This is a genomic window from Streptomyces sp. NPDC016309, assembly GCF_043077235.1.
Taxonomy (GTDB): Bacteria; Actinomycetota; Actinomycetes; order Streptomycetales; family Streptomycetaceae; genus Streptomyces.
Genome location: NZ_JBIBSG010000006.1, coordinates 402,890 through 426,828 on the forward strand (window position 1 = coordinate 402,890; position 23,939 = coordinate 426,828).

The following is a 23,939-nucleotide window of genomic DNA, read 5'->3' on the forward strand; positions in this document are numbered from 1 at the left end:
GCCACCGCTGCGGGCAGGTGCCGCCCTCGTGCCTCGGGCGACCCCTACCCTCCGCTACGGCTCAGCTCAGCCGCTCGATGACCATGGCCATGCCCTGGCCGCCGCCGACGCACATCGTCTCCAGGCCGAACTGCTTGTCGTGGAACTGGAGGCTGTTGATCAGGGTGCCGGTGATGCGGGCGCCGGTCATGCCGAAGGGGTGGCCCACGGCGATCGCGCCGCCGTTGACGTTCAGCTTCTCCAGCGGGATGTCCAGGTCCCGGTAGGACGGGATGACCTGCGCGGCGAACGCCTCGTTGATCTCGACCAGGTCGATGTCGCCGATGGTCAGCCCGGCGCGCTTCAGCGCCTGCTTGCTGGCCTCGACCGGGCCGTAACCCATGATCTCGGGGGACAGGCCCGAGACGCCGGTGGAGACGATCCGGGCGAGCGGGGTCAGGCCCAGCTCCCGCGCCTTGGTGTCGCTCATGATGACCAGCGCCGCGGCGCCGTCGTTCAGCGGGCAGCAGTTGGCGGCGGTGACCAGGCCGTCGGGGCGGAAGACCGGCTTCAGGCCCTGGACGCCGTCCAGCGTCACGCCCGCGCGCGGGCCGTCGTCCGTGGAGACGACCGTGCCGTCGGGGGTGGTGACGGGGGTGATCTCCCGCTCCCAGAAGCCGTTCTTGAGGGCTTCCTCGGCGAGGTTCTGCGACCGGACGCCGAACTCGTCCATGTCCTGGCGGGTGACGCCCTTGAGGCGCGCCAGGTTCTCGGCGGTCTGGCCCATCGCGATGTACGCGTCGGGCAGCAGGCCGTCCTCGCGCGGGTCGTGCCAGTCGGCGCCCTCCTGCTCGGCGCGGGCGGCGGTGCGGGCCTCGGCCTCGGCGAAGAGCGGGTTGTGGGTGTCGGGCAGGCCGTCGCTGGTGCCCTTCACGGAACGGGAGACCATCTCGACGCCGGCGGAGATGAAGACGTCGCCCTCGCCCGCCTTGATGGCGTGCAGGGCCATGCGGGACGTCTGGAGCGACGAGGAGCAGTACCGGGTGACGGTGCAGCCCGGGAGGTGGTCCATCCCCATCTGCACGGCGACGATACGGCCCAGGTTGTGCCCCTGCTCACCGCCGGGCAGGCCGCAGCCGAGCATCAGGTCGTCGATGTCGCGCGGGTCGAGCTCGGGCACCTTGGCGAGCGCGGCCTGGATGATCGTGGCGGTCAGGTCGTCCGGCCGCAGATCCTTCAGGGAGCCCTTGAAGGCCCGGCCGATGGGGGAGCGGGCGGCTGAGACGATCACGGCTTCGGGCATCACGGCTCCAGAGGGGCGAGGGGCAGGACTGAGAGGGAAGTTACCCGTACGTATGGCCTGGGTCATCGGGATGGACGTGTGATGCCGACCGCATTTCTAAGCGCTCGCTCAGCACCTCGGGCCCCGGCCCGCGTCCGCGCGGGCCCCGGTCCCGTACCCGGTTCCTGCCCGGACCGGGCGATTTCACCCGTGGGCGTCCCGGAGCGGGGCGGGGTCCTGGACCGAGGGGAGCCGCCGCCGGCGCCGGTGCTTGAGCAGCGCCCACGGGGCCCGGGCGCCCGTGACCTCCGTACCCGCCTCCTCCACCGCCTCCGCGGCGGCCTTCGCGACCGGCAGCATGCCCTCCCGGCGGTCCGCCTCCAGCCGGTCCGTCTCCGGCCACACGTTCAGCAGCGCGCAGACGGTCGGCAGCACCGCCATCGCCGCCGTCGCGTAGCCCTCCGCGGACGGGTGGTAGTTGTCGGCGCCGAACATCTCGCGCGGGTTGGCCGCGAACTCCGGACCCAGCAGATCGCCCAGCGACACCGTCCGGCCGCCCTGCTCCACCACCACGATGGTCTGCGCGGCCGCCAGCTGGCGCGACACCCGCCGCGCCAGCCACCGCAGCGGCTGGTAGACAGGCTCGATCGTGCCCAGGTCGGGGCAGGTGCCCACCACGACCTCCGCCCCGGCCGTACGGAGGCGGCGCACGGCCGTCGCGAGGTACCGGACCGACTCCGTCGCCGGCATCCGGTGCGTCACGTCGTTCGCCCCGATCATGATCACGCACACGTCGGGGATCCGCCCCGGAGGGGCCAGCAGCAGCGAGACCTGCCGCTCCAGGTCGTCCGAGCGCGCCCCGGGCAGCGCGACGTTCCGCAGCTCCACGGGACACTCCGCGACCGCCGCCAGCCCGGAGGCGAGCAGCGCGCCCGGCGTCTGGCCCGCACGCCGCACCCCCTGCCCGGCGGCCGTCGAATCACCCAGGAGGGCTAGCCGGACGGCTTCGGCGCCGCCCCCGTACCCCCGGCCGTACAGCCCGTCGGCCGCCGGCGGCAGCGGTGCCACACCACCGCCCACCGACCGCTTCGCGAGCTGTACCTCGGCCAGCAGCACCCCGACGGCCGCTGCCCCCAGCAGGCCGATGCCGCCGCCCCCGTACGCCGCGCCGGCGGCAATCCGCCGGGCCACCCTCGCCCTCGACATAGGGACAGCCACCTCCTCGATCCGGTACAAGAGCTAACTGCCCCGAACTCGACTCCGACTACGCATACGCTGGCGGGACCATTACGGAGACCCCGGAGACTACGGTGCAATACCACGATTCGATGATCAGCCTCGTCGGCAACACCCCGCTGGTGAAGCTCAACAGTGTGACCGAGGGCCTTCAGGCCACCGTCCTGGCCAAGGTCGAGTACTTCAACCCCGGCGGTTCGGTCAAGGACCGCATCGCCCTGCGCATGATCGAGGCGGCCGAGGAGAGCGGCGCCCTGAAGCCCGGCGGCACGATCGTCGAGCCCACGTCCGGCAACACGGGCGTCGGTCTCGCCATCGTGGCCCAGCAGAAGGGCTACAAGTGCATCTTCGTCTGCCCCGACAAGGTCTCGACCGACAAGATCAACGTGCTGCGGGCGTACGGCGCCGAGGTCGTGGTCTGCCCCACGGCCGTCGACCCGGAGCACCCCGACTCGTACTACAACGTCTCCGACCGGCTCGTCCGTGAGACGCCGGGCGCCTGGAAGCCCGACCAGTACTCCAACCCGAACAACCCCCGTTCGCACTACGAGACCACCGGTCCCGAGCTGTGGGACCAGACGGACGGGAAGATCACCCACTTCGTGGCGGGCGTCGGCACCGGCGGCACCATCTCCGGCACCGGCCGGTACCTGAAGGAGGTCAGCGGCGGCACGGTCCGTGTCGTCGGCGCCGACCCGGAGGGCTCCGTCTACTCCGGCGGGTCGGGCCGCCCCTACCTCGTCGAGGGCGTCGGCGAGGACTTCTGGCCCTCCGCCTACGACCGGACCGTCACCGACGAGATCGTCGCCGTGTCCGACAAGGACTCCTTCCAGATGACCCGCCGCCTCGCCAAGGAGGAGGGCCTCCTCGTCGGCGGCTCCTGCGGCATGGCCGTCGTCGCGGCGCTGCGCGTCGCCGAGGGCCTCGGCCCGGACGACGTCGTGGTCGTGCTGCTCCCCGACAGCGGCAAGGGCTACCTGTCGAAGATCTTCAACGACGAGTGGATGGCCGACTACGGCTTCCTGGAGGAGGCAGGCCCGTCCGCCAGCGTGGGCGACGTCCTCCGCCACAAGGAGGGTGACATCCCCAAGCTCGTCCACATGCACCCCGAGGAGACGGTCGGCGAGGCCATCGACGTCCTCCGCGAGTACGGCGTCTCCCAGATGCCCATCGTCAAGCCCGGCGCCGGCCACCCCGACGTCATGGCCGCCGAGGTTGTCGGCTCGGTCGTCGAACGCGAGCTGCTGGACGCCCTGTTCACCAAGCGCGCCTCCCTCGACGACGCGCTCGACAAGCACATGAGCGCCCCGCTGCCGCAGGTCGGCTCCGGCGAGCCGGTCGCGGACCTCATGTCCGTGCTCGGTACGGCCGACGCGGCGATCGTGCTGGTCGAGGGCAAGCCGACCGGTGTGGTGAGCCGTCAGGACCTGCTCGCCTTCCTCGCCAAGGACGGCAAGTAGCCGATCGGAGAAGCCGCTTCGCCGAAACGGTACGAGCGCGTCACGCTGCCGCAGCACTCGCTTAACACGCTTCCGGCAGTGTGGTGTTCGTCGGCGTCACGGACCACCGGAGCGGCTCCCGGACCTCCAAGAACGCCGCGGACACGGAGACCGGTCCTGACCCGGCCCGTGCCCCTCGCGGGGACCGCCGTCGTCCCGCCCCCCGGCAACGGGGGTGCGGCGGTCCCCGCGCCACCTTCCCGCTCCCGGGCGCTGCCCGGCGGTTCTCGTGCCCGGTGGTTCTCGCGGGCGGTGGTTCTCGCGGGCGGCGCGGCCGCGAGCCACTCCGTACGTCCGTCGAGCGGTCCGCCCGGTGTCCCGGCGGACGTCGCCGGCGCGCTCAGGCCCGGCGGATCTCCCCCTCTCCGGGCAGGAGGCCGGTGATCCTCGTCCAGATGGTCTTCGCGTCCACGCGGACGAGCCGGAAGGGAGTCGCCGAGGTGATGGCGTCCGCGGTCAGCGGCTCCGCCGGCAGTTCCCGCAGCCAGTAGCCCAGCGGCCCGCAGTCCCACACGGCGAAGCCACGCGCCTCGACAGCCGGCAGGCCCCCGGGGGCCGTCTGCCAGGCGGCGGTCATCCGCCAGCTCGACCGCAGTTCGGAGATCAGCTCGGTGAGCTGCGTCAGTGCCGCTCCGTCGAGCGTGCCGGCGGAGGCGAGGCCCTGGCCGATGTAGTCGCGCTCCTGGTCGGCGGAGCCGCCCGGCGGCAGGGTCTCCAGTGCGGTGAGCCCCGCCTCGACGGTGCCGAGAGTGGTCTCGACCACCGGGAGCGCCGCCTCCCGCGCGGCCGGGGCCTGCCGGAGGCCGACCATGTCGGCGAGCTTCCAGACCAGCGTCTTCGGCTCCACGAGGGAGTACTCGGCCTCGGCCTGCCCGGGCCACGCCTCATGGGCGACGACGTCGTCCTGGCCGATCATCATCCCGTGGTGCAGCTTGCCCTGCCGCCCGCCCGCCTCCAGCGAGATGACCACGACGGGCGAGAGGACCGTCTTCATCAGGGGCAGCAGGAGGTGGGACAGCTTCCCGTCCCGGTGGATCAGTCCGCACTCCACCAGCTCCTTGTGGGCCGTCGTGTACTCCTCGGGCACCTCCTCCCCGGCGGCCAGTTCGGAGAGCACCACCACGTGCTCGTCGGCCAGCCGGAAGCGTGACCTGGAAACGTCGAACGAAGGCATGTCTCACTCACTTGGTAGTCACTCACCGAAGCCCGCCCCGGGCCCGGTCGGAAGCCGTCAGGCGGTCAGTACTGGGACTCGGCCCACAGGTCGAAGACCCGGGAGAACCCTGCCCGTACGGCCCCCCGCCGGGTGAGTACGGAACGGTCGACCCCGCAGAAGAGCGCCGCGAGGGCGATGTCGGCGTGCAGCACCCGGCCCTCCGCCTGCACCGTCATGCGCCTGCTCCGGCCCCGGCCCGACTGCCGCACGGTGATGACGACGCCGGGGTCCTCGGCGTCCGCGACCCGGGACAGCGTGTACGAACGGCGGTCGACGGCCGTCAGCCGGTAGCCGTCCCCGAGGTAGGTCAGGTGCAGGGAGCGGCCCCGGTGGGTCATGCCCCACCGGTTCCGGCTCATCCGGACGTGCCCGTCCCCCACGCGGAGGACCGCGCGGTTGAGCGAGGGCCGGGTCATCCCCTCCGTGTGGAGTCCGCGCGCCTCGAAGGTCGCCGTGGGGATCAGACCGCCGCTCACCTCGGTGACGATCTTCTCCGGGGCGAACGGCCGCGCCGGGTGGACCACCCGGATGTCACCGAATTCCGGCGAGGTGCCCTGCCAGCCCCACTGGGTCCGCTCGCCCTTCTTCCGCTCCCTCCAGTGGGTGAGGGTGAACGGGCTGATGGTGGTGTGCATGAATTCCTCGCTAGTCGAACGGATTGAGGGCGCTGCCCAGCTTCTTCGCCCCGCTGGCGAGGCCGTCCTTGACGTCCGAGGCCTTGTCGCCGACCCAGTCCCCGGCCTTCTCGAGCCCGTCGCCGATGGCCTCGCGGTTCTCCCAGATCACCGCGCCGCCGTACGCGATGCCCGTACCGACGGCCAGGCCCAGCGTCACCGGGGTGGGCGCCACGGTGAGGGCGGTCATGGAGGCGCTGAACGCCGTGCCGGTGAGGTCGGTGGCGAACTTCGAGGGGTTCGCCTTGATCATGTCCGTGTCGTACGTGGCGAGGTTGGCCATGCCGTAGGCCGTGGCCGCCACGCCTCCGACCACGCCCACGCCGCGCATCCAGCCCGCGGCCTTGGCGGCGTTCGCGAGTCCGCCGTTCTGGGCGACCTTGATGAGGTTGGCCTCCGCCGCCGACGGCATGTGGAAGACGCCGTTCTTCATGGCACCGGCGAACATCGCCGCTTCGTCGGAGCCGGTGAGGGCGGTGACCATGCCGGGGGGAACGCGGCTCAGCAGGCTGCCCGGCGCCGCGGGCAGCCGCTCGTTGATGAACCTGGCGAGCATGGTGCCCGGGGCCGTGACCTCCTTGCCGGTCTTGAGGGCCTTGTACAGCTTGTACGAGCCCTTCAGCGTCATGCCCGTCGCGGTGGCGAACGCGGCGGCGCTGAGGGTGCCCTTCTGCACGGCGGCGAACAGTTCGGCGGCCCGCTTGCTGCCGGTGACGTTCTCGATGCCCGCCTTCTGCAGGCGCTTCACGTAGTCGTCGAGGGTCTCGTCGTCGCGCATCTTGAGCGCGTTGAGCTCCGTGCGCTCCTGCTTCTGCTTGTCGTCCGCGGCGGAGACCTTCCCGGCGTCGCCGTTGAACCCGGTGCCCAGGGTCTCGTCGTTCTTGCCGCCCTGAGCGTCCTTGACGACCGCTTCCAGGTCCTTCTTCAGGTCCTTGTCGGCGTCGTCGACGGCCTTGACACAGGCCTTGATGTACTCGGCCCAGGACTGCTCGCTCTCCCGCACGGTCCTGGCGTGGTCGGGGTCGTGACGGGCCGCGTTGCGCTCGGCCGGAGTGAGCTTGTCCCAGTCGTAGGCCACGTTGCCCTGTTCGGACACCTTCATGCCGGCCTCGATGGCGTCCGTGCGAGCGGTTTCGAGCTGCTTCTTCAGCTCGACGAACTGCTGGTGGGCGTTGCGCAGCAGCGTGGCGGTCGCTTTGGCCTGGGTCTGAGCGGCCTGGTACTCATGACGCGTCGCGGCGAAGTTCGTGTGTGCCGCGACGGCGCTTTGACCGAGCCACGTCGGACCCATGGTTATCTTCTGCACATGGTCCCGGTAGGTGATTTCCACCTTGTGTATTTCGTCGGCCATCTTCTGCCACTTGTCGGCAGCGGTGTTGAGCGGTCCGAAGTCCGTGGACATGACTTCGTGATAGGTCAGCATTCTGTTTCCTCAGGGGCGACGGGACATCCGGCACGTACGCGCTGCGGCAGCGGTCAGTACCTGCGGATGTTCGACGGGATGCTCGCGATGTCCTGACCACGGCCCACGTCCACGCCGCCCAGGGTGGTGACCGTGGCCCGGAGGGCGCCCTTCTCCCGGTTCAGCCGGTCGGTGAGGGTCTTGACCTGTTTGTCCCACGTCGTCTGCACCGTCTTGAGCCCGGTGGCGGTCTCCCAGCCCTTGAGCGCACCCACGGCGCCCGTCGTGGCCTCGTCCGCCCAGTCGGTGGCCTTCTTCGTGTCCGGCACGATGAGTGTCTCGATGGTGTTGGCCGCCGCGCGCTTCTCGGCGGGGGAGGACGCCAAGTCCGGGCCGCCGCCCCCGCCTTGGTCGGCGGGCAGTTGGTTGAGCCGCATGGACGTCTCCCGACGGCTCGCGGCCTCGGCCCTCAACTGGGCCCATTCCTCATCGAATCCCATGGCGCCAACCCCCGATGCTGGTGATCACGATTTCGTGTCGGCATCCTATGTCGGCATTCCGGACCCGGGGGCCGGGCGTGCCCGGCTCCGCGCCGGATTCGTCGGAATAACGGGGCTATTTCCCACGGGGATTGCGAGTTGTGAGAGTCTCGTGCAGAAGGCGGACACGAGACACGGCCTATCGCTCCTCGTCGTGCGCGCGCCGGGCGAGGGCCCAGGGCGCGGTGCGGGCGGCCTGGAAGGCGTTGACGCCGACGATGCCGGCCCAGGTGACGAGCAGGCCCTTCAGGCCCGCGTTGCCGACGCCTATCGCGGAGAGCGGGACGGCGAGTATCAGCGAGACGATGGCGAAGCCGAAGCGCTCGCCGAAGTTCTCCCCGGGCGGGCCGCCGCCGGGGCGGCTTCCCCGGGCGACGACCATCCGCTGCTCGGCGACCTGGCGGCGCACCCGGCGCTCGACCGTGTCGTCCAGACGCTGCTCCAGCTTCTCCAGGAACGACTCGACGAGGGCCGGCTCGTACTCCGCCCCCAGTTCGCGGCGGGCCTGGAGGGTGGCGTCGAGCTCCTTCGCGAGCTCCGTGTCGCGGGCTTCCATGGGTTTCACGGTACGGAGCCCCGGCCGCCGTGTCGGTGGGGCTAGCCCCCGTCTTCGCCCCCCGGAGCACCCCCGGGGCAGCGGTCCGGTGCTCCCGGGCCGCTTGCTCGGCTGCATATCGTCATGCAGAGTCTTGAGTGACTGAATAATCGGGTGGGAGAGCCCGGTGGACACAGAGGGGGACGGGATGAGCGACAGCGCCGCCGCACGGCTACAGGCGCTCTTCGAGGGGCACCGGCTGACGCCCACGCAGCGCCGGATCGCCCACTCGATGGTGCGGCGCGCCGGCGACGTACCGTTCCTGTCGAGCGTGGAACTGGCCGAGCTGGCCGGTGTCAGCCAGCCGTCCGTCACCCGCTTCGCCGTGGCGCTCGGGTTCGACGGCTACCCGGCGCTGCGCAGGCACCTCCGCGAGGTGGCCCCCGCCGAGCCGGCCGCCGGCCCGGCGGCGGGCGAGTCCGCGTACAACGAGTACCAGCAGGCGGTGCTCGGCGAGATCGAGAACCTGCGGCACCTCGCGGAACTCCTCGCCGACCCCGGGCCGGTCGAGCGTGCCGGGCGGCTGCTCGCCTCCTCGCGGCCGCTGCCCGTGCTGGGGTTGCGCGCCGCGTCCTCGCAGGCGCGGGGCTTCGCGTACTTCGCGGCGAAGGTCCACCCGGACGTACGGCTGCTCGACGAGGGCGGCACGATGCTCACCGACCGGATCGACGCGTCCGTGCGCGCGGGCGCCACCGTGCTGCTGTGCTTCGCCCTGCCCCGGCACCCCCGGGAGGTCGTGGACGCCCTCGCGTACGCGCGCGACGCCGGGCTGACCGTCGTGACGGTCGCCGACTCCGCGTTCGCACCCGTGGCCAAGCACAGCGACCTGCTGCTCCCGGCGGCGGTCGGCACCGGGCTGGCCTTCGACACGGCGTGCGCGCCGATGCTGCTGGGGCGGGTGCTGCTGGAGGCGATGTGCGACGGGCTGCCGGACGCCCAGGCGCGGCTGGAGGAGTTCGACGCGGCGGCCGCCGCGCGGGGCCTCTTCGTGGAGTGACCCCGGAGCCGGGGTCCTCCGGACCGCCTCTCAGACAACGTTAAGGAAACGGCGTTACCCTCCCGCCGCACCGGGTGGCCGTCGGCACCGGACGGCCGCGCACGGGCGGACAGTCGGACAGCCGGACAGGGAGGCGGACGTGGCGCGCGGAGGACAGGCGCTGGCGAGAGTGGCCGTGGTCGTACGGGCGGGGGCAGCCCCCCTGTGGTGGGCGGGCCTCCTGGCGGCCGGGGCGGGGACGCTGTCGCCCGGCCTCACCGGGCGGCGCGCCGGGCTGCTCGCCGGGGCCGCGCTGTTCCTGGTGACCGCCGCCGCCGTGGCCCTGGCGCGGCGCGGCCGCTATGCGCGGCTGGCCGCCGAGGCCACCAGGGCGGCGCGGGCGGACTTCCTCCAGGACCGGGCGGTGACCCTGCGGGTCCGGCGGCGCGCCCGCCGGTGGTGGTTCCTGGCCGCGTTCACCGCCGCCGTGGGCGCGTCGTTCGCGGCGCCCGGCGCGGGCGGGCTGTGGCTGGCGGGCGCGGGGGCCGGACTGTGGCTGAAGGCCCGGTGGATCGGTCACCGGGAACGCACCGAGGAGACCCTCTGGTGGGTTCCCGTGGACCGGCTCACCAAGGGCCCGGCCGGCGGTCCCGTCGAGGCGTACCGGTCGACGGGCATCGCGGCGGGCGACGCCGCGCCGGGCGGGGCGCGGCGCCGCTGAGCCCGTGTCAGACGTCCAGCTCGGCCTCGATCTTCCGGAGCTGGTGACGGGCCATCGCCAGGTTCGCCCGCTGTTTGTCCAGCGCCAGGTAGATGAACAGGCCGTTCGCGCCCCGGCCCTTGAGGAGCCGGATCAGGTGGTACTGCGTACCGAGGGTGATCAGGATGTCCTCGATCTCCTCGTTCAGGCCGAGCATCTCCATGGTGCGCACCTTGGCGCGCACCACGTCGGTGTTGCCCGCGGCGGCGACCGTCAGGTCCAGGTCCTTGCCGCCGCCGATCGTGCCGAGCGCCATGCCGCTGGTGTAGTCGACGAGAGCGGCCCCCAGGGCACCGTCGATGACCGTGGTGGCTTCCTTGAGGGCGGTTTCGGTGTTGGCCATGAGTGTCACGCTTCCTTCGGTTTGTGGGACGGGAGGGGCGGTACGGCTCGGTTCGCCGCGGTGGACGCGGCCGTCGTGGGGGCGGCACGCGCCTCGAACTGCGCGGTGCGCCGCTGGAGGGCGCCGTCGACCAGCTCGCCGATGCGGGCGCTGGACCGGCGGGCCTCCAGATGGAGCCGGCCCACGTTGATGCGGGGCTCGGCGAGGACCGTCAGGACGGCGGAGGTGCCCGCCGCGTAGGTGGCGACGTAGCCGTGCTCGCCGCGGACCAGCAGCTCCCGGAAGCCGCCCTGGCCGGTGGCCTCGGTGAGCCGCAGGGCCACGCCGAGCGCGGCCGCGGTGAGCGCGGCGACGCCCTCCGCGGCGTCGGCGTCGGCCGTGTCCCTCGCCAGGACCAGGCCGTCGGCGCTGGCCGCGAGCGCCCCGGTCACCTGGGGGACACGGGCCCGCAGCCGTCTGAGCTCGCCGAGCACCTCGGCTTCGGCCGCCGTCATGAGCTGTCTCCTCTCGCTCCTCTCACTGCGCTCGGTTCTCTCGGCGAGCTGTCGCAAGGCGCGCCTCATGAGCTGGTGCGGGGCGTACGGGCGGTCACAGATGGGCCTCCAGGGCGTCACGGAGCCGGCGGAGCAGGGCGATGTCCGGGTCGGATGCCAGGCCGGCCGGGGTGAACGGGGCGTACCGGGCCGGCTGGTACGGGGCCGTCCCGCGCGGGGTCGTCGTCCAGGGCGGGCCCGCGCGGTACGCGTCCGGGGCGGGCGGCGACCGGTCGGGGCCGGAGCCCGGGTGGGGGCCCACCGGAACCGGATCCAGGGCCGGGTCCGGGCCCAGGTCCAGGGTGGAGTCCAGGACCGGGTCCGGCGGGGTCGTCACCAGCCCGGCCGCGGCCAGCCGCCGGATCTCCAGGAGCGTGTGGAACGCGGGCCTGCCCAGCGCCCAGGCGAGCTGTGCGGGGGTGCGGAGGCCGTCGGCGTGGGCCAGCAGGGCCCGTTGGCGCGCGGTGAGGGTCTGGCCCGGGGCGGCGGGGCGCGGGACGACGGGCGCGGCGTCGACGGCGGGGTAGGGCCACACGTTGTCGAGCAGCTCTCGGCGGCGCAGCGTCTCCCGCTCCAGGTCGGCCGCCGACACGGGGCGTACGGCCCGCACGGCGTGCGTCCCGTGCACGGTGCCGTACTGGAACCGGGCCGGGCCGCGTCCGGGGGCGAGCGCGAAGAACGCCGCGTCGAACAGGGCACCCAGGTGGCAGATCTCCAGCTCGCCCGGGGAGACCGGGCCCTGCCGGGGCTGCCGGCCGCCCGCCGTCAGCAGGACGTCGGGGCCGGGCGCGACCGGGCTCTCCGCGTGCGCCACCCGCCCGTCGACGAGGTAGAGCGTCCCGTGGTCCCGTATCAGCGCCCCGGTCGCGTGCTCGTGGGCGAGCCGCAGCAGCATCGGTGACACCACGGTCCTGGTGGCGGTGGCTCCGGCGGTACGCGTGCTCATACCAGCACCAGCCGCTCCGCCAGTTCCCGCAGCCGGAGCCTGGCGAGGGCCAGGTTGCCGGTGGAGCGGTCCAGCCACAGGTGGAGGAAGACGCTGCTGTCGAAGGTCGTCTCGACGAACCGCAGGACGTGGTAGCCGGTGCGGGTCGTCACGATGACGTCCTCGATGGGCGGGGCTCCGGGGTCCGTGCCGCCCGGCAGCACCGGGAGCGGCGACGCCGTGGCGGTGCTCCGGGGCGGGGCGGGGGAGAGGCCCGGGGGCGGCCCCGGGGCGGGGCCGGGAGCCGCGCCCAGGGCGGGGCCCGGGGAAGCGCCCGGACCGGGTCCATGGGCGGGGCCGGTGGCAGGGCCCTGGCCGGGTCCATGGGTGAAACCGGGAACGGGACCCCGGTCGGCGCTCGGACCGGGACCCCGGTCGGGGCCCGGGAGCCGGCCCAGGAACGGGCTCGGTACCGGGCCCAGGGCCGGGGGCAGGCCCGTGGCCGGCGGCGGGGCCGCCGCGGGGGCCGCCGTCCGTCCGGCGGGTGGGAGCGCGGCCCGGTCCGGGGGCGGGGCGGGTATCGCGTCCGGGCTGAACGACTCGTACTCCGCCGCCGCCCGGGCCAGTTCCGCCGTCTCCGCCGCCGTCGTCTCGTGGTCCCCCACCGGGGACTCGCCGGCCGTACCGAGGGCGAGGCCACTGGTCCAGTCGACGAGTGCCGCCCCCAGCGCGCCCGGCAGGCTCATCGCTTCGCGCAGGCACTCGTCGATTCCGGGCACGCGGGCTCCCCTCCCTGTTCCCCGTTACGCATCCAAGGCTGTGACCATGACGCTACGCAACGTTCCCCTGGCTGGTGGGAGTTCTGGCATTTTCCGCAGGAACGTGCGCCGGAGGGGATAGGGTCGCCGGTTACGCCTCTCCGCCGGCCCGCATCACCACCTTGTTGAGCGCCCACAGCGCCACCCCGATGGCGACCAGGACGCCCGCCCGCAGGGCTCCTCCTGGGCGCCCGCGGCTGGTTCGGTGGTGGTCATGGAGCAGTTCTGCCCTCGCCCCGGCAGGGGATGCCCTCAGAGCGCGAGCAGGCCGTCCAGGCGGTCCCCGCCCGCCTCCGCGACGATCTCCGCGACGGTCTGCGGCGGCCGTACGGTCGCGAAGCGCACCGACCCGTCCTCGTGGCCGACGTAGCCGTACACCCCGGGCCGGACGAGCGAGTTGTACGCGTAGTGGTGCGCGAAGTAGTACGCCCCGGTGTCCAGCGCGGCCACGATGTCGCCCGGCCTCAGCAGGGGCAGTGCGCGGCCGACGGCCAGCAGGTCGCCCGCGAAGCAGGCCGGGCCGGCCACGTCCTGGTCGACCGGGTCGCCGGACCTGGGCCGGCCCTCCCCGTCGTAGGCGGCGATCCGCAGGGGCCAGGAGGCCGGGTCGTAGACGGTACGGGTGGCCACCTGGACGCCCGCGTGCGTGACGGCGATGGGGCGGGATCCGGACGTCTTGGTGTACTCGACGCGGGCCAGCACCGTGCCGTGCTTGGCCAGCAGCGACCGGCCGAACTCGGTGACCAGTCCGTAGCGGCCGTCGAACAGCCCCGGAACCGCGGCGGCGAGGAGCCGGGCGTACTCGGCGTACGTCGGGGTCTCGTCGTCGGAGGCGAAGTTGACCGGCAGGCCGCCGCCGATGTCGATGGTGTCGACCTGGCGGCGCCCGGCGGCGGCGTTGATCTCCTCGGCCAGCTCGTACACCTCCCGGACGCCGGTGACGAGGAGGGACAGCGGGACGCCCTGGGAGCCGGAGTGGGTGTGCAGCCGGGTGAGCCAGGGCCGGTCGAGGTACGCCCGGACGACCCGGGCGCGGGCGCCCTCGTCGCGCAGCGCGATGCCGAACTTGGAGGTGGCGGTCGCGGTGGACAGGGCGTCGATGGTGCCCGCGCCGATCTGCGGGTTGACGCGGAGCCCGAGCGGTGACGTGGTCGGCGCTTCCCGGAGGAGGGCGTCGAGGCGGGCCAGCTCCTGGGGGTTGTCGGCGTTGACGGCGACCCCGAGGGCGAGGGCCTCACGGAGCTCGGCCGGGGTCTTCGCGGGGGAGTCGAGCACGATCCGGGAGGGGTCGACGCCGGCCGCGCGGGCGAGGGCCAGCTCGCCGGGGCTCGCCACCTCGGCGCCGAGCCCCGCCTCGTACAGCAGCCGGAGGACGGGCACGAGCGGGGACGCCTTGACGGCGAAGGCGTGCAGCACGGGCGCGGCGGTGACCTCGGCGAAGGCGGCTTGGAGCGCGGCCGCGGAGGCGCGGACGCCGGTGACGTCGAGGAGGGCCGCGACCGGTTCGGCGGCGGTGACGAGGGACTGGTCGACGGCCGCGCGCACGGCCTGGTCGCGACGGTCTGGAGCCATGTTCCCCAGCCAATCATCCGCTGTCCGGCGCCGCAGCCGTTGACTACATCTATTCAGACCGCCACTATGTGAATAACTGAATCTGCAACCGTCGCCGGCCCCACCGGCATCCGAGGAGGCATCCCCATGTCAGGACCCCGCCCCGTACGGGCCCCGCGCGGTACGGAACTGAGCGCCCTGGGATGGCAGCAGGAAGCCGCCCTGCGGATGCTCCAGAACAACCTCGACCCCGAGGTGGCCGAGCACCCCGACAAGCTCGTCGTCTACGGCGGCACCGGCAAGGCCGCCCGCGACTGGCGCTCCTTCGACGCGATGGTCCGCACGCTGCGGACGCTCAAGCAGGACGAGACCATGCTGGTCCAGTCCGGCCGGCCCGTCGGCGTCATGCAGACCCACGAGTGGGCCCCCCGCGTCCTGATCGCCAACTCCAACCTGGTGGGCGACTGGGCCAACTGGGAGGAGTTCCGCCGCCTGGAGCAGCTCGGCCTGACCATGTACGGCCAGATGACGGCCGGGTCGTGGATCTACATCGGCACCCAGGGCATCCTCCAGGGCACCTACGAGACCTTCGCCGCAGTCGCCGCCAAGAAGTTCGGCGGCACCCTCGCCGGGACGATCACCCTCACCGCCGGCCTCGGCGGCATGGGCGGCGCCCAGCCCCTCGCCGTCACCATGAACGACGGCGTCGCGATCTGCATCGACTGCGACCCGCGCGCCATCGAGCGCCGCATCGAGCACCGCTACCTCGACGTCAAGGCCGACTCCCTGGAGCACGCCCTCCAGCTCGCCACCGAGGCCCGCGACGCCCGCCGCCCGCTCTCCATCGGCCTCCTCGGCAACGCGGCCGAGCTGCTGCCGCGCATGCTGGCCGAGGGCGCCCCCATCGACATCGTCACCGACCAGACCTCCGCCCACGACCCTCTGTCGTACCTGCCGCTCGGCGTCGACTTCGACGACATGGCCTCCTACGCGGCCGAGAAGCCCGCCGACTTCACCCAGCGCGCCCGCGAGTCGATGGCCCGGCACGTCGAGGCCATGGTCGGCTTCATGGACGCCGGCGCCGAGGTCTTCGACTACGGCAACTCCATCCGCGGCGAGGCCCGGCTCGCCGGCTACGACCGGGCCTTCGACTTCCCCGGCTTCGTCCCCGCCTACATCCGCCCCCTGTTCTGCGAGGGCAAGGGCCCCTTCCGGTGGGCGGCCCTGTCCGGCGACGCGGCCGACATCCACAAGACCGACCAGGCGATGCTCGACCTCTTCCCCGAGAACGAGTCGCTGGCCCGCTGGATCAAGATGGCCGGCGAGCGCGTCCACTTCCAGGGCCTGCCCGCCCGCATCTGCTGGCTCGGCTACGGCGAGCGCGACCGCGCCGGCGAGCGCTTCAACGACATGGTCGCCTCCGGCGAGCTGGCCGCCCCCCTCGCCATCGGCCGCGACCACCTCGACTGCGGCTCCGTCGCCTCCCCGTACCGGGAGACCGAGGCCATGCTGGACGGCTCCGACGCCATCGCCGACTGGCCGCTCCTCAACGCCATGGTGAACGTCGCCTCCGGCGCCTCCTGGGTGTCTCTCCACCACGGTGGCGGCGTCGGCATGGGCCGCTCCATCCACGCCGGGCAGGTCACCGTCGCCGACGGCACCCCGCTCGCCGGCGAGAAGATCCGCCGCGTCCTCACCAACGACCCCGGCATGGGCGTCATCCGCCACGTCGACGCGGGTTACGACATCGCCGAGTCGGTCGCCGGCGAGCGCGGCGTCCGCGTCCCGATGCGGGAGGGCGACCGGTCGTGACCCGCTTCGACGACGGGCTCGCGGGCGGCCCCGCCCAGGGGCGGCCCGCGAGCCCGCCCCCGCCCACCGGGACACCCTCGCCCAGCGGGACGCACCCGCCCACCTTCCAGGAGATGTGGCGGCAGCTCGCCCCCCTCGGCCGCGACACCGGCTCCGGCGGCTACCGCCGCTACGCCTGGACCGGCGCCGACGCCGACTGCCGCACCTGGTTCCAGGAGCAGGCCGAGGCCCGCGGCCTCACCTACGAGACCGACCGCAACGGCAACCAGTGGGCCTGGCTCGGCGACCCCCGCGGCGAGGACGCCGTCGTCGCCGGCTCGCACCTGGACTCCGTCCCCGACGGCGGCGCCTTCGACGGCCCGCTGGGCGTCGTCTCCTCCTTCGCGGCACTCGACGAACTCCGCCGCAGGGGCGCCGACATCCGCCGCCCGCTGGCCATCACCAACTTCGGTGACGAGGAGGGCGCCCGCTTCGGACTCGCCTGCGTCGGCTCCCGCCTCGCGGCCGGGCAGCTCACCAAGGAGGCCGCGCACCGGCTGCGCGACGCCGACGGCACCACCCTGCCCCAGGCCATGGAGGCGGCCGGGTACGACCCGGAGGCCATCGGCCCCGACCCGGAGCGCCTGGCACGCATCGGCGCGTTCGTCGAACTCCACGTGGAGCAGGGCCGCGCCCTCGACCTGACCGGGGACGCGGTCGGCATCGCCTCCGCCATCTGGCCGCACGGCCGCTGGCGGTACGACTTCCACGGCGAGGCCAACCACGCGGGAACCACCCGGCTCGCCGACCGGCGCGACCCGATGCTGACGTACGCCGAGACGGTCCTCGCCGCCCGCCGCGAGGCGGAACTCGCCGGTGCCGTCGCCACCTTCGGCAAGATCGCCGTCGAGCCGAACGGCGTCAACGCCATCCCCTCCCTCGTCCGCGGCTGGCTCGACTCCCGCGCCGCCGACCAGGCGACGCTCGACACGGTCGTCTCCGGCATCGAGGCGGCCGCCCACGAAGCCGCCGCCCGCCAGGGCGTCGACCTCACCGTCGTGCGCGAGTCCTTCACGCCCGTCGTCGAGTTCGAGCACGCCCTGCGGGACGAGCTCGGCAAGATCCTCGGCGGCCAGGTCCCGGTCCTCGGCACCGGCGCCGGACACGACGCGGGCATCCTGTCCGCGTCCGTCCCCACCGCCATGCTGTTCGTCCGCAATCCCACGGGCGTCTCCCACTCCCCGGCCGAACACGCGGCCGAGGACGACTGCGTGGCCGGCGTGCTGGCCCTCGCCGACGTACTGGAGGGCCTCGCGTGCCGCTGACCTACTGGTGCGAGAACGCCTGGCTCGGCACCCATGTCGAGCCGGGCGTCGCCCTGGACGTGGCGGACGGCCGCATCACCGCCGTACGCACCGGCGCCGACGCCCCGCCGCCCGGCGCCGTCCCCCTGCGCGGCCTGACCCTCCCGGGCCTGGCGAACGCGCACAGCCACGCCTTCCACCGCGCCCTGCGCGGCACGGTCCAGGTGGGCTCCGGCACCTTCTGGACCTGGCGCGAGGTCATGTACCAGGTCGCCTCCCGGCTCACCCCCGAGTCCTACTTCGCGCTCGCCCGGGCCGTGTACGCCGAGATGGCGCTGGCCGGCATCACGGCCGTCGGCGAGTTCCACTACCTGCACCACGCGCCCGGCGGCACCCCCTACGCCGACCCCAACGCCATGGGCGAGGCACTGATCGCCGCGGCCGGCGAGGCGGGCATCCGCATCACGCTCCTGGACACCGCCTACCTGTCCTCCGGCTTCGGCGCCGAACCCGACCGGCACCAGACGCGCTTCTCCGACGGCACCGCCGAAGCCTGGGCCGAACGCGCCTCCCTCCTCAAGGAGCGCGACGGCGTCCGCATCGGCGCGGCCATCCACTCCGTCCGCGCCGTCCCCGCCGACCAGCTCTCCACGGTCGCCCGATGGGCCACCGGACGCCGGGCACCCCTGCACGTCCACCTCTCCGAGCAGACCGCGGAGAACGACGCCTGCCTGGCCGCCCACGGGTGCACCCCCACCCGGCTGCTCGCCGACCACGGGGTGCTCGGCCCGCACACCACGGGCGTCCACAACACCCACCTCACGGCCGAGGACATCACCCTGCTCGGCCGCTCCGGCACCGGCACGTGCATGTGCCCGACCACCGAGCGCGACCTCGCGGACGGCATCGGCCCCGCCGTCGCCCTCCAGCGCGCCGGCTCGCCCCTGTCGCTGGGCAGCGACAGCCACGCGGTGATCGACCTGCTGGAGGAGGCACGGGCGATGGAGCTCGACGAGCGCCTCCGCTCCCGCACCCGCGGCCACTGGACCGCCGCCGCGCTGCTGCGCGCCGCCACCGCCGACGGACACGCCGCCCTCGGATGGCCGGACGCCGGCCGCCTCGAGACCGGGGCGCTCGCCGACTTCACGACCATCGCCCTCGACACCGTCAGGACAGCGGGACCGGTACCGCGTCTGGGAGCTGAGACAGCGGTATTCGCCGCGTCGGCAGCGGATGTGCGCCATACGGTCGTGGGCGGGCGCCACGTCGTACAGGACGGGGCCCACCGCCTCGTGCCCGACGTGCCCCGGGCCCTGACGGACTCGATCGCCGCGCTGCACCGCTGAAGGAGACACCCCGCACCATGAACAGCACGAACAGCGGCCCCGACACGACGAACAACCCCCCGGCCACGGCCGCCCCCGCGACGGCGAACAACGCCGTCGCGGCGACGGCCACCGCCATCACCAACATCGCCAGCCTGGTCACCAACGACCCCTCCCTCGGTGACGGATCCCCCCTCGGCCTGATCCGGGACGCGGCCGTCGTCATCGACGGCGACCGCGTGGTCTGGATCGGTGAATCAAGCAAAGCACCCGCCACTGACAACCGGATCGACGCGGACGGCCGGGCCGTCGTCCCCGGCTTCGTCGACTCCCACTCCCACCTGGTCTTCGCCGGCGACCGCACCGCGGAGTTCAACGCCCGCATGTCCGGGCAGCCGTACGCCGCCGGCGGCATCCGCACCACCGTCGCCGCGACCCGCGCCGCCACCGACGAGGCGCTCGATGCCAACGTCACCCGCTACCTGCGCGAGGCACTGCACCAGGGCACGACCACCTTCGAGACCAAGTCCGGCTACGGCCTCACCGTCGAGGACGAGGCCCGCGCGCTGCGCATCGCCGCCCGCCACACCGACGAGGTCACCTACCTCGGCGCGCACATCGTCCCCCCGGACCACGCCGACGACCCGGCCGGCTACGTCGACCTGGTCACCGGCGAGATGCTGGACGCCTGCGCCCCGCACGCCCGCTGGATCGACGTCTTCTGCGAGAAGGGCGCCTTCGACGGCGACCAGGCCCGGGCGATCCTCACCGCCGGCAAGGCCCGCGGCCTCCACCCGCGCATCCACGCCAACCAGCTCTCGTACGGCCCCGGCGTCCAGCTCGCGGTCGAACTCGACGCGGCGAGCGCCGACCACTGCACGCACCTGACGCAGGCGGACGTCGACGCCCTGGCCGCCGGGAACACCGTCGCCACCCTCCTCCCCGGCGCCGAGTTCTCCACCCGTGCCGAATGGCCGGACGCCCGCCGCCTGCTGGACGCGGGCGTGACGGTCGCCCTGTCGACCGACTGCAACCCGGGCTCGTCGTTCACGTCCTCGATGCCGTTCTGCATCGCCCTGGCGGTACGGGACATGGGCATGACCCCGAACGAGGCGCTCTGGTCCGCCACGGCCGGCGGCGCCGCCGCCCTCCGCCGCACCGACATCGGCCGCCTCACCCCCGGCGCCCGCGCCGACCTCACGCTCCTCGACGCCCCCTCCCACGTCCACCTCGCCTACCGCCCCGGCGTCCCCCTGGTGTCGGCGGTCTGGCGCCACGGAGAACGCGTCCTCTGACCGGCCCCCGCCACCCGGCCGCCACCGCCCCGCGCCCCCGGGCCCACCGCCCGGGGGCCCGGGCCGCCCGCGGGCGCACCGGTCCGAACCGGCCACGGCCGCGCCGTCCCCGGGGACGCCCGCCGGCCGTCCCGGTACGGTGACGCGGACCCGGGGCGGCACGGCGGAGGGGCGGGGACACCATGGGCTTGGGCTTGTCCGGCGGAGCGCACCGGAGGGCGGGGCTGTGCCTCGTCGCCGCCACCACGCTCCTCGTCCCGGCGTGCACCCGGGACGCGCGGCCCGACGCACCGACGCGCACCCGGGTCCCGGTGCCCGCCCCGTCCATCCCACCACCGGACGACGCGGCCGGCCTGACCGCCGCCCTGGACCGGGCCTTCACCGGCCGGCGCTCTCTCGCCGCCGGCTCCGGCCCGCTCTCCGCGCACTTCGGCGACACCCTGCCCGGCCCGCCCGCGGGGGTGCGCGGCGTGACGCTCGCGTTCCTGTGCACGGGGAACGCGACGGTCGCCCTGCGCTTCTCCGTCGGCGCCGCCCAAGCCCCGCCCGGGCCCGCCGAGGTGTGCGACGGGTCCCTCGTGCAGCGCCACCTCGACGTGACCCGGCCGGGCCCGGTGAGCATCGACGTCACCGTGAACGGGCCGCACCGGGGCGGCTACGCGTACGCCTCCTACGACTCCTACGCCTCCTACGACGAAGGGGAACCGCTGCCCCGAGCCGCCGGCGCGGCGGCCGTCACGCGGACCCGGTGACCACGGCGGTGATGAAGTACGCGGCCCAGACGACGGGCACCAGCGCCACGTAGGCCAGGGGCCGGCGGTACACCGGCTGCCCCTGGTCCGGAGCCGCGCGGCCGGGCGCGGGGGCGGCCGGGGCGAGCCGGGCGAGGCGCAGATGGGCCACCAGGTTCCACAGCAGGGTGAAGGGCGTGAAGAACACCAGGGAGAAGGGGCTCCACCAGCCCTGCCACAGCGTCTGCGTGGTCACCGCCCGGACCACGGCGGTCCCGCAGCCACGGCAGAACGGCCCGTCGACCTTCTGGAAGCGCATGATGACGAGGATGCCCTGGTGCGCCCGCACGGACGTGTCGACCGTGGGGTGGCCGCCGCAGAAGCGGCACGCGCGCGGGGCGGCCGGATCGCCGTACACGGGGAGAGGGTACGGCGCGGGCCCGCCGGGGGCGGCGGCCGGCGGGGTGCCGTACCCCTGGGGAAGGGCCTGACCGGCCTGCGGCGGTACCTGGTGGGAGGGCGGCGTGCTCATGGGGACGGGACTCCACGGGGTGTCATCACACGCGCGTGCGTGCGGACGGATGGACGGACGGACGCATGGAGGGAGCGAGGGGTGGGCACCGGCACGTCGTCGCGCGGCTCCGCTTCCCCCGTGGCCCTTCGGCGGACCGCGACGCGCCCGGAGAAACGATCATGCGTACGACATGACTATCAACCGGCCGGTCGCTGGTGCAATCGGCGACCGCACCGGGTCCCGCCCTACCCTGGAGGCATGACCGCCTCCGCGGTGACGCTGTTCCTCTGCGGCGACGTGATGCTCGGCCGCGGGGTGGACCAGATCCTGCCGCGCCCCGGAGATCCGGCGCTGCGGGAGGCGTACGTCCGCGATGCCAGGGCGTACGTGGAGCTGGCCGAGGCGGTGAACGGGCCGGTTCCGCGGCCCGTCGGGCCCGGGTGGCCGTGGGGGGACGCGCTGGCGGTGCTGGACGCGTGGGCGCCGGACGTGCGGGTGGTGAACCTGGAGACGAGCGTCACCGGGGACGGGACGTTCGCGGCCGGGAAGGACGTCCACTACCGCATGCACCCCGGGAACCTGCCCGCCCTGGCCGTCGCCCGCCCCCACGCGTGCGTGCTGGCCAACAACCACGTGCTGGACTTCGGCCGGCGGGGGCTGGAGGACACCCTCGACGCCTTGGCCGGGGCGGGCCTGCGGACCGTCGGGGCCGGGCACGACGCGGACGAGGCGTGGCGGCCCGCGGTCGTCCCGCTGGGCGGGCGCCGGGTCGTGGTGACCGCCTTCGGGATGGCGTCCAGTGGCATCCCGCCCGGCTGGGCCGCCACCGGGGACCGGCCCGGGGTCGCCTTCGTGCCGGAGGCCACCCCCGAGGCGGCGGATTCGGTCGTCCGCCGGGTACGGCGGGTCGCGCGGCCCGGTGACGTCGTCGTGGCCAGCGTCCACTGGGGCTCCAACTGGGGCTACGCCACGGGCCGGGACCAGGTCCGGTTCGCCCACGCGCTGGTCGACGGCGGCGTCCACGTGGTGCACGGCCACTCCTCGCACCACCCCCGGCCCCTGGAGCTGTACCGGGACGGGCTGGTCCTGTACGGCTGCGGCGACCTCATCGACGACTACGAGGGCATCACCGGGTACGAGCGCTACCGGGACGACCTCCGGCCGCTGTACCTGGTCGCGGTCGACCCGGGCTCCGGCCGGCCGCCGGACGTGCGGATCGTTCCGATGCGGGCCCGGCGGATGCGCCTGGAACACGCCCCGGACGAGGACCTCGCATGGCTGCGGGCCACCCTGGACCGGATCAGCGGCGGTTTCGGCGCGCACGTCGAACTCGACCCGCGCGGCGCGCTCGTCGTAAGCTCCCGCTGATCCCCAGCGACAGCCTGCCGACCGACCGGCAGGCTTTTTTCGTTCGCCCGGCGTGCGCCGCGACCATGAAGCCAAGCCCTTGAGGAGACCGTCGTGAAGCTCGGACTCACCTGTCCCCGGTTCGACTGGCCCGGCGGACCCGCCGCCATCGCGGCCCGGTTCGCCGACGTGGCCCGTGGCGCGGAGGACGCCGGGCTCGACAGCTTCTGGGTCATGGACCACCTCTTCCAGATACCGAACTTCGGCGCCGCCGAGGACCCCATGCTGGAGGCCTACAGCGCCCTGTCGTACGCGGCCGCCCTCACCCGCCGGGTCACCCTCGGCGCGCTCGTCACCTGTGTGACCTACCGTCAGCCCGGGCTGCTGCTCAAGCAGGTGACCACCCTCGACGTGCTGTCCGGGGGGCGGGCCGTGCTGGGGATCGGGGCCGGGTTCCACGAGGACGAGCACCGGGGGCTCGGATTCCGGCTGCCGCCGGTCGCCGAGCGGTTCGAGCGCCTGGAGGAGACGCTGCGCATCGCCAAGCGGATGTGGAGCGCCGAGGACACCCCGTACGAGGGGAAGCACTACCAACTGTCCCGCACGCTCAACTCGCCCCAGTCGCTGTCGCGGCCCCACCCGCCGATCCTCATCGGGGGCGGCGGCGAGCGGAAGACGCTCCGGCTGGTCGCCCGCTACGGCGACGCCTGCAACCTGTTCCTCGGCGCCGACGTCCGCCACAAGCTGGACGTGCTGCGCGCGCACTGCGAGGCGGAGGGGCGCCCCTACGAGGCGATCGAGAAGACCCTCCACATGCGGGTGCCCGACGGGCAGTCGGTGGACGAGAGCGTCCAGCGCTGCGGCGAACTCGCGGAACAGGGCATCGACCATGTCATCGTCGCCCTGCCGGATCCGTCCACCGACGCCGCTCTCGCCCACCTGGCCGCGCTGGCACGGCAGGTGGCCTGACAGCGGGCGGGCGCCGGTACCGTGCGGACACGACCTAGGCGACCGTGCTGTGGAAGAACCACACACCGGCCGCGAAGGCGGTGCCCGTGGCGATGAGGGCGGTCGCCGCCCCCGCGCCCTTCCACCACGTCAGGAGGCCGGCTCCGATGCCCACCAGGGCGCCCAGCAGGAAGATGAGGGCGGAGCGCTGACTGAGCAGCGGATCGCGGTCGTCGGGCACGTGCGGCTCCCGGTGGGTGGAGGAGGCGGAAGCGGGCGCTCCGTCGGCGGGCAGGCCAAGCGGGGCGCCACGCAGGGAAGTTGAGCAGCACATCGAGTATGACGCAGGAGTCGGC

At 73.7% G+C, this 23,939-nt stretch carries 24 protein-coding genes and 1 pseudogene; 10 read left to right on the forward strand and 15 right to left on the reverse strand.

The genetic code is table 11. The features are described 5' to 3' along the window. Positions 1-61: 61 nt before the first annotated feature. Both ACF068_RS18155 and ACF068_RS18160 read right to left on the reverse strand, forming a co-directional pair. Entirely contained in the window at positions 62-1,282 is a 1,221-nt protein-coding gene (locus ACF068_RS18155; protein WP_392275230.1) for an acetyl-CoA C-acetyltransferase, read from the reverse strand. 183 nt (positions 1,283-1,465) lie between these two features. Continuing rightward, positions 1,466-2,467: an SGNH/GDSL hydrolase family protein gene (locus ACF068_RS18160; protein ID WP_392275231.1), complete on the reverse strand. Its 1,002-nt coding sequence runs from the start codon at positions 2,465-2,467 to the stop codon at positions 1,466-1,468. Between the two features lie 104 nt (positions 2,468-2,571). Between ACF068_RS18160 and ACF068_RS18165 the strand changes: the two genes are divergently transcribed. Then, on the forward strand, positions 2,572-3,957 hold the full coding sequence (locus tag ACF068_RS18165) for a cystathionine beta-synthase (RefSeq protein WP_392275232.1): 1,386 nt from the start codon (positions 2,572-2,574) through the stop codon (positions 3,955-3,957). Positions 3,958-4,336: 379 nt separating this feature from the next. Here ACF068_RS18165 and ACF068_RS18170 read toward each other — a convergent pair whose 3' ends face one another. The 5 genes from ACF068_RS18170 to ACF068_RS18190 all read right to left on the reverse strand — a co-directional run bounded on the left by ACF068_RS18170 (position 4,337) and on the right by ACF068_RS18190 (position 8,383). Further along, positions 4,337-5,170 carry a histidine kinase gene (locus tag ACF068_RS18170; protein ID WP_392275233.1) on the reverse strand — a complete coding sequence of 278 codons (834 nt, stop codon included), beginning with the start codon at positions 5,168-5,170 and terminating at the stop codon, positions 4,337-4,339. Positions 5,171-5,235: 65 nt separating this feature from the next. Beyond that, positions 5,236-5,847: a hypothetical protein gene (locus ACF068_RS18175; RefSeq protein WP_392275234.1), complete on the reverse strand. Its 612-nt coding sequence runs from the start codon at positions 5,845-5,847 to the stop codon at positions 5,236-5,238. A gap of 10 nt (positions 5,848-5,857) precedes the next feature. Next, on the reverse strand, positions 5,858-7,309 hold the full coding sequence (locus tag ACF068_RS18180) for a hypothetical protein (protein ID WP_392275235.1): 1,452 nt from the start codon (positions 7,307-7,309) through the stop codon (positions 5,858-5,860). A 53-nt stretch (positions 7,310-7,362) separates the two neighbouring features. After that, entirely contained in the window at positions 7,363-7,788 is a 426-nt protein-coding gene (locus ACF068_RS18185; protein ID WP_392275236.1) for a hypothetical protein, read from the reverse strand. Positions 7,789-7,966: 178 nt separating this feature from the next. Further along, positions 7,967-8,383, reverse strand: coding sequence for a hypothetical protein (locus tag ACF068_RS18190; protein WP_392275237.1), 417 nt, complete (start codon positions 8,381-8,383; stop codon positions 7,967-7,969). A gap of 187 nt (positions 8,384-8,570) precedes the next feature. On the opposite strand from ACF068_RS18190, the gene ACF068_RS18195 reads away from it, so the two are divergent. Next, positions 8,571-9,419, forward strand: a complete 849-nt coding sequence (locus ACF068_RS18195) for a MurR/RpiR family transcriptional regulator (protein ID WP_392275238.1) — start codon at positions 8,571-8,573, stop codon at positions 9,417-9,419. Positions 9,420-9,558: 139 nt separating this feature from the next. Further along, complete coding sequence (locus ACF068_RS18200) at positions 9,559-10,119, forward strand: hypothetical protein (RefSeq protein ID WP_392275239.1); 561 nt, start codon at positions 9,559-9,561, stop codon at positions 10,117-10,119. Between the two features lie 7 nt (positions 10,120-10,126). On the opposite strand, the gene ACF068_RS18205 is transcribed toward ACF068_RS18200, so the two are convergent. From ACF068_RS18205 to ACF068_RS18230, 6 genes and pseudogenes are all read right to left on the reverse strand, one after another. Beyond that, positions 10,127-10,501: a hypothetical protein gene (locus tag ACF068_RS18205; protein ID WP_392275240.1), complete on the reverse strand. Its 375-nt coding sequence runs from the start codon at positions 10,499-10,501 to the stop codon at positions 10,127-10,129. A 5-nt stretch (positions 10,502-10,506) separates the two neighbouring features. Then, positions 10,507-10,995, reverse strand: a complete 489-nt coding sequence (locus tag ACF068_RS18210) for a roadblock/LC7 domain-containing protein (RefSeq protein ID WP_392275241.1) — start codon at positions 10,993-10,995, stop codon at positions 10,507-10,509. A 94-nt stretch (positions 10,996-11,089) separates the two neighbouring features. Next, positions 11,090-11,980, reverse strand: a complete 891-nt coding sequence (locus ACF068_RS18215) for a transcriptional regulator (protein ID WP_392275242.1) — start codon at positions 11,978-11,980, stop codon at positions 11,090-11,092. Then, a complete protein-coding gene (locus ACF068_RS18220; RefSeq protein WP_392275318.1) occupies positions 11,977-12,273 on the reverse strand; it encodes a hypothetical protein in 297 nt (98 codons plus the stop codon). The genes ACF068_RS18215 and ACF068_RS18220 overlap by 4 nt, the downstream gene beginning before the upstream one ends. A 270-nt stretch (positions 12,274-12,543) precedes the next feature. Beyond that, positions 12,544-12,738: pseudogene (locus tag ACF068_RS18225) on the reverse strand (hypothetical protein); the annotation flags it as partial. Between the two features lie 291 nt (positions 12,739-13,029). Next, positions 13,030-14,349, reverse strand: a complete 1,320-nt coding sequence (locus tag ACF068_RS18230) for a diaminopimelate decarboxylase (protein ID WP_392275243.1) — start codon at positions 14,347-14,349, stop codon at positions 13,030-13,032. A gap of 126 nt (positions 14,350-14,475) precedes the next feature. Between ACF068_RS18230 and hutU the strand changes: the two genes are divergently transcribed. The 5 genes from hutU to ACF068_RS18255 all read left to right on the forward strand — a co-directional run bounded on the left by hutU (position 14,476) and on the right by ACF068_RS18255 (position 20,795). Beyond that, entirely contained in the window at positions 14,476-16,140 is a 1,665-nt protein-coding gene (gene hutU, locus ACF068_RS18235) for a urocanate hydratase (protein ID WP_392275244.1), read from the forward strand. 113 nt (positions 16,141-16,253) lie between these two features. Then, positions 16,254-17,444, forward strand: a complete 1,191-nt coding sequence (locus ACF068_RS18240) for an allantoate amidohydrolase (protein WP_392275319.1) — start codon at positions 16,254-16,256, stop codon at positions 17,442-17,444. Beyond that, positions 17,435-18,769, forward strand: a complete 1,335-nt coding sequence (locus ACF068_RS18245) for a formimidoylglutamate deiminase (RefSeq protein WP_392275245.1) — start codon at positions 17,435-17,437, stop codon at positions 18,767-18,769. The genes ACF068_RS18240 and ACF068_RS18245 overlap by 10 nt, the downstream gene beginning before the upstream one ends. A 17-nt stretch (positions 18,770-18,786) precedes the next feature. Further along, the gene (hutI, locus tag ACF068_RS18250) at positions 18,787-20,043 is read left to right on the forward strand and encodes an imidazolonepropionase (protein ID WP_392275246.1); all 1,257 of its coding nucleotides are present in this window, start codon (positions 18,787-18,789) and stop codon (positions 20,041-20,043) included. A gap of 182 nt (positions 20,044-20,225) precedes the next feature. After that, on the forward strand, positions 20,226-20,795 hold the full coding sequence (locus tag ACF068_RS18255) for a hypothetical protein (RefSeq protein ID WP_392275247.1): 570 nt from the start codon (positions 20,226-20,228) through the stop codon (positions 20,793-20,795). On the opposite strand, the gene ACF068_RS18260 is transcribed toward ACF068_RS18255, so the two are convergent. Further along, a complete protein-coding gene (locus ACF068_RS18260) occupies positions 20,779-21,306 on the reverse strand; it encodes a hypothetical protein (protein WP_392275248.1) in 528 nt (175 codons plus the stop codon). The two genes, ACF068_RS18255 and ACF068_RS18260, sit on opposite strands and share 17 nt — an antisense overlap. A gap of 240 nt (positions 21,307-21,546) precedes the next feature. Between ACF068_RS18260 and ACF068_RS18265 the strand changes: the two genes are divergently transcribed. Both ACF068_RS18265 and ACF068_RS18270 read left to right on the forward strand, forming a co-directional pair. Further along, on the forward strand, positions 21,547-22,656 hold the full coding sequence (locus ACF068_RS18265) for a CapA family protein (RefSeq protein ID WP_392275249.1): 1,110 nt from the start codon (positions 21,547-21,549) through the stop codon (positions 22,654-22,656). Between the two features lie 93 nt (positions 22,657-22,749). Next, complete coding sequence (locus ACF068_RS18270) at positions 22,750-23,604, forward strand: LLM class F420-dependent oxidoreductase (RefSeq protein WP_392275250.1); 855 nt, start codon at positions 22,750-22,752, stop codon at positions 23,602-23,604. A 34-nt stretch (positions 23,605-23,638) separates the two neighbouring features. On the opposite strand, the gene ACF068_RS18275 is transcribed toward ACF068_RS18270, so the two are convergent. Further along, the gene (locus tag ACF068_RS18275) at positions 23,639-23,824 is read right to left on the reverse strand and encodes a hypothetical protein (RefSeq protein ID WP_392275251.1); all 186 of its coding nucleotides are present in this window, start codon (positions 23,822-23,824) and stop codon (positions 23,639-23,641) included. Positions 23,825-23,939 lie beyond the last annotated feature (115 nt).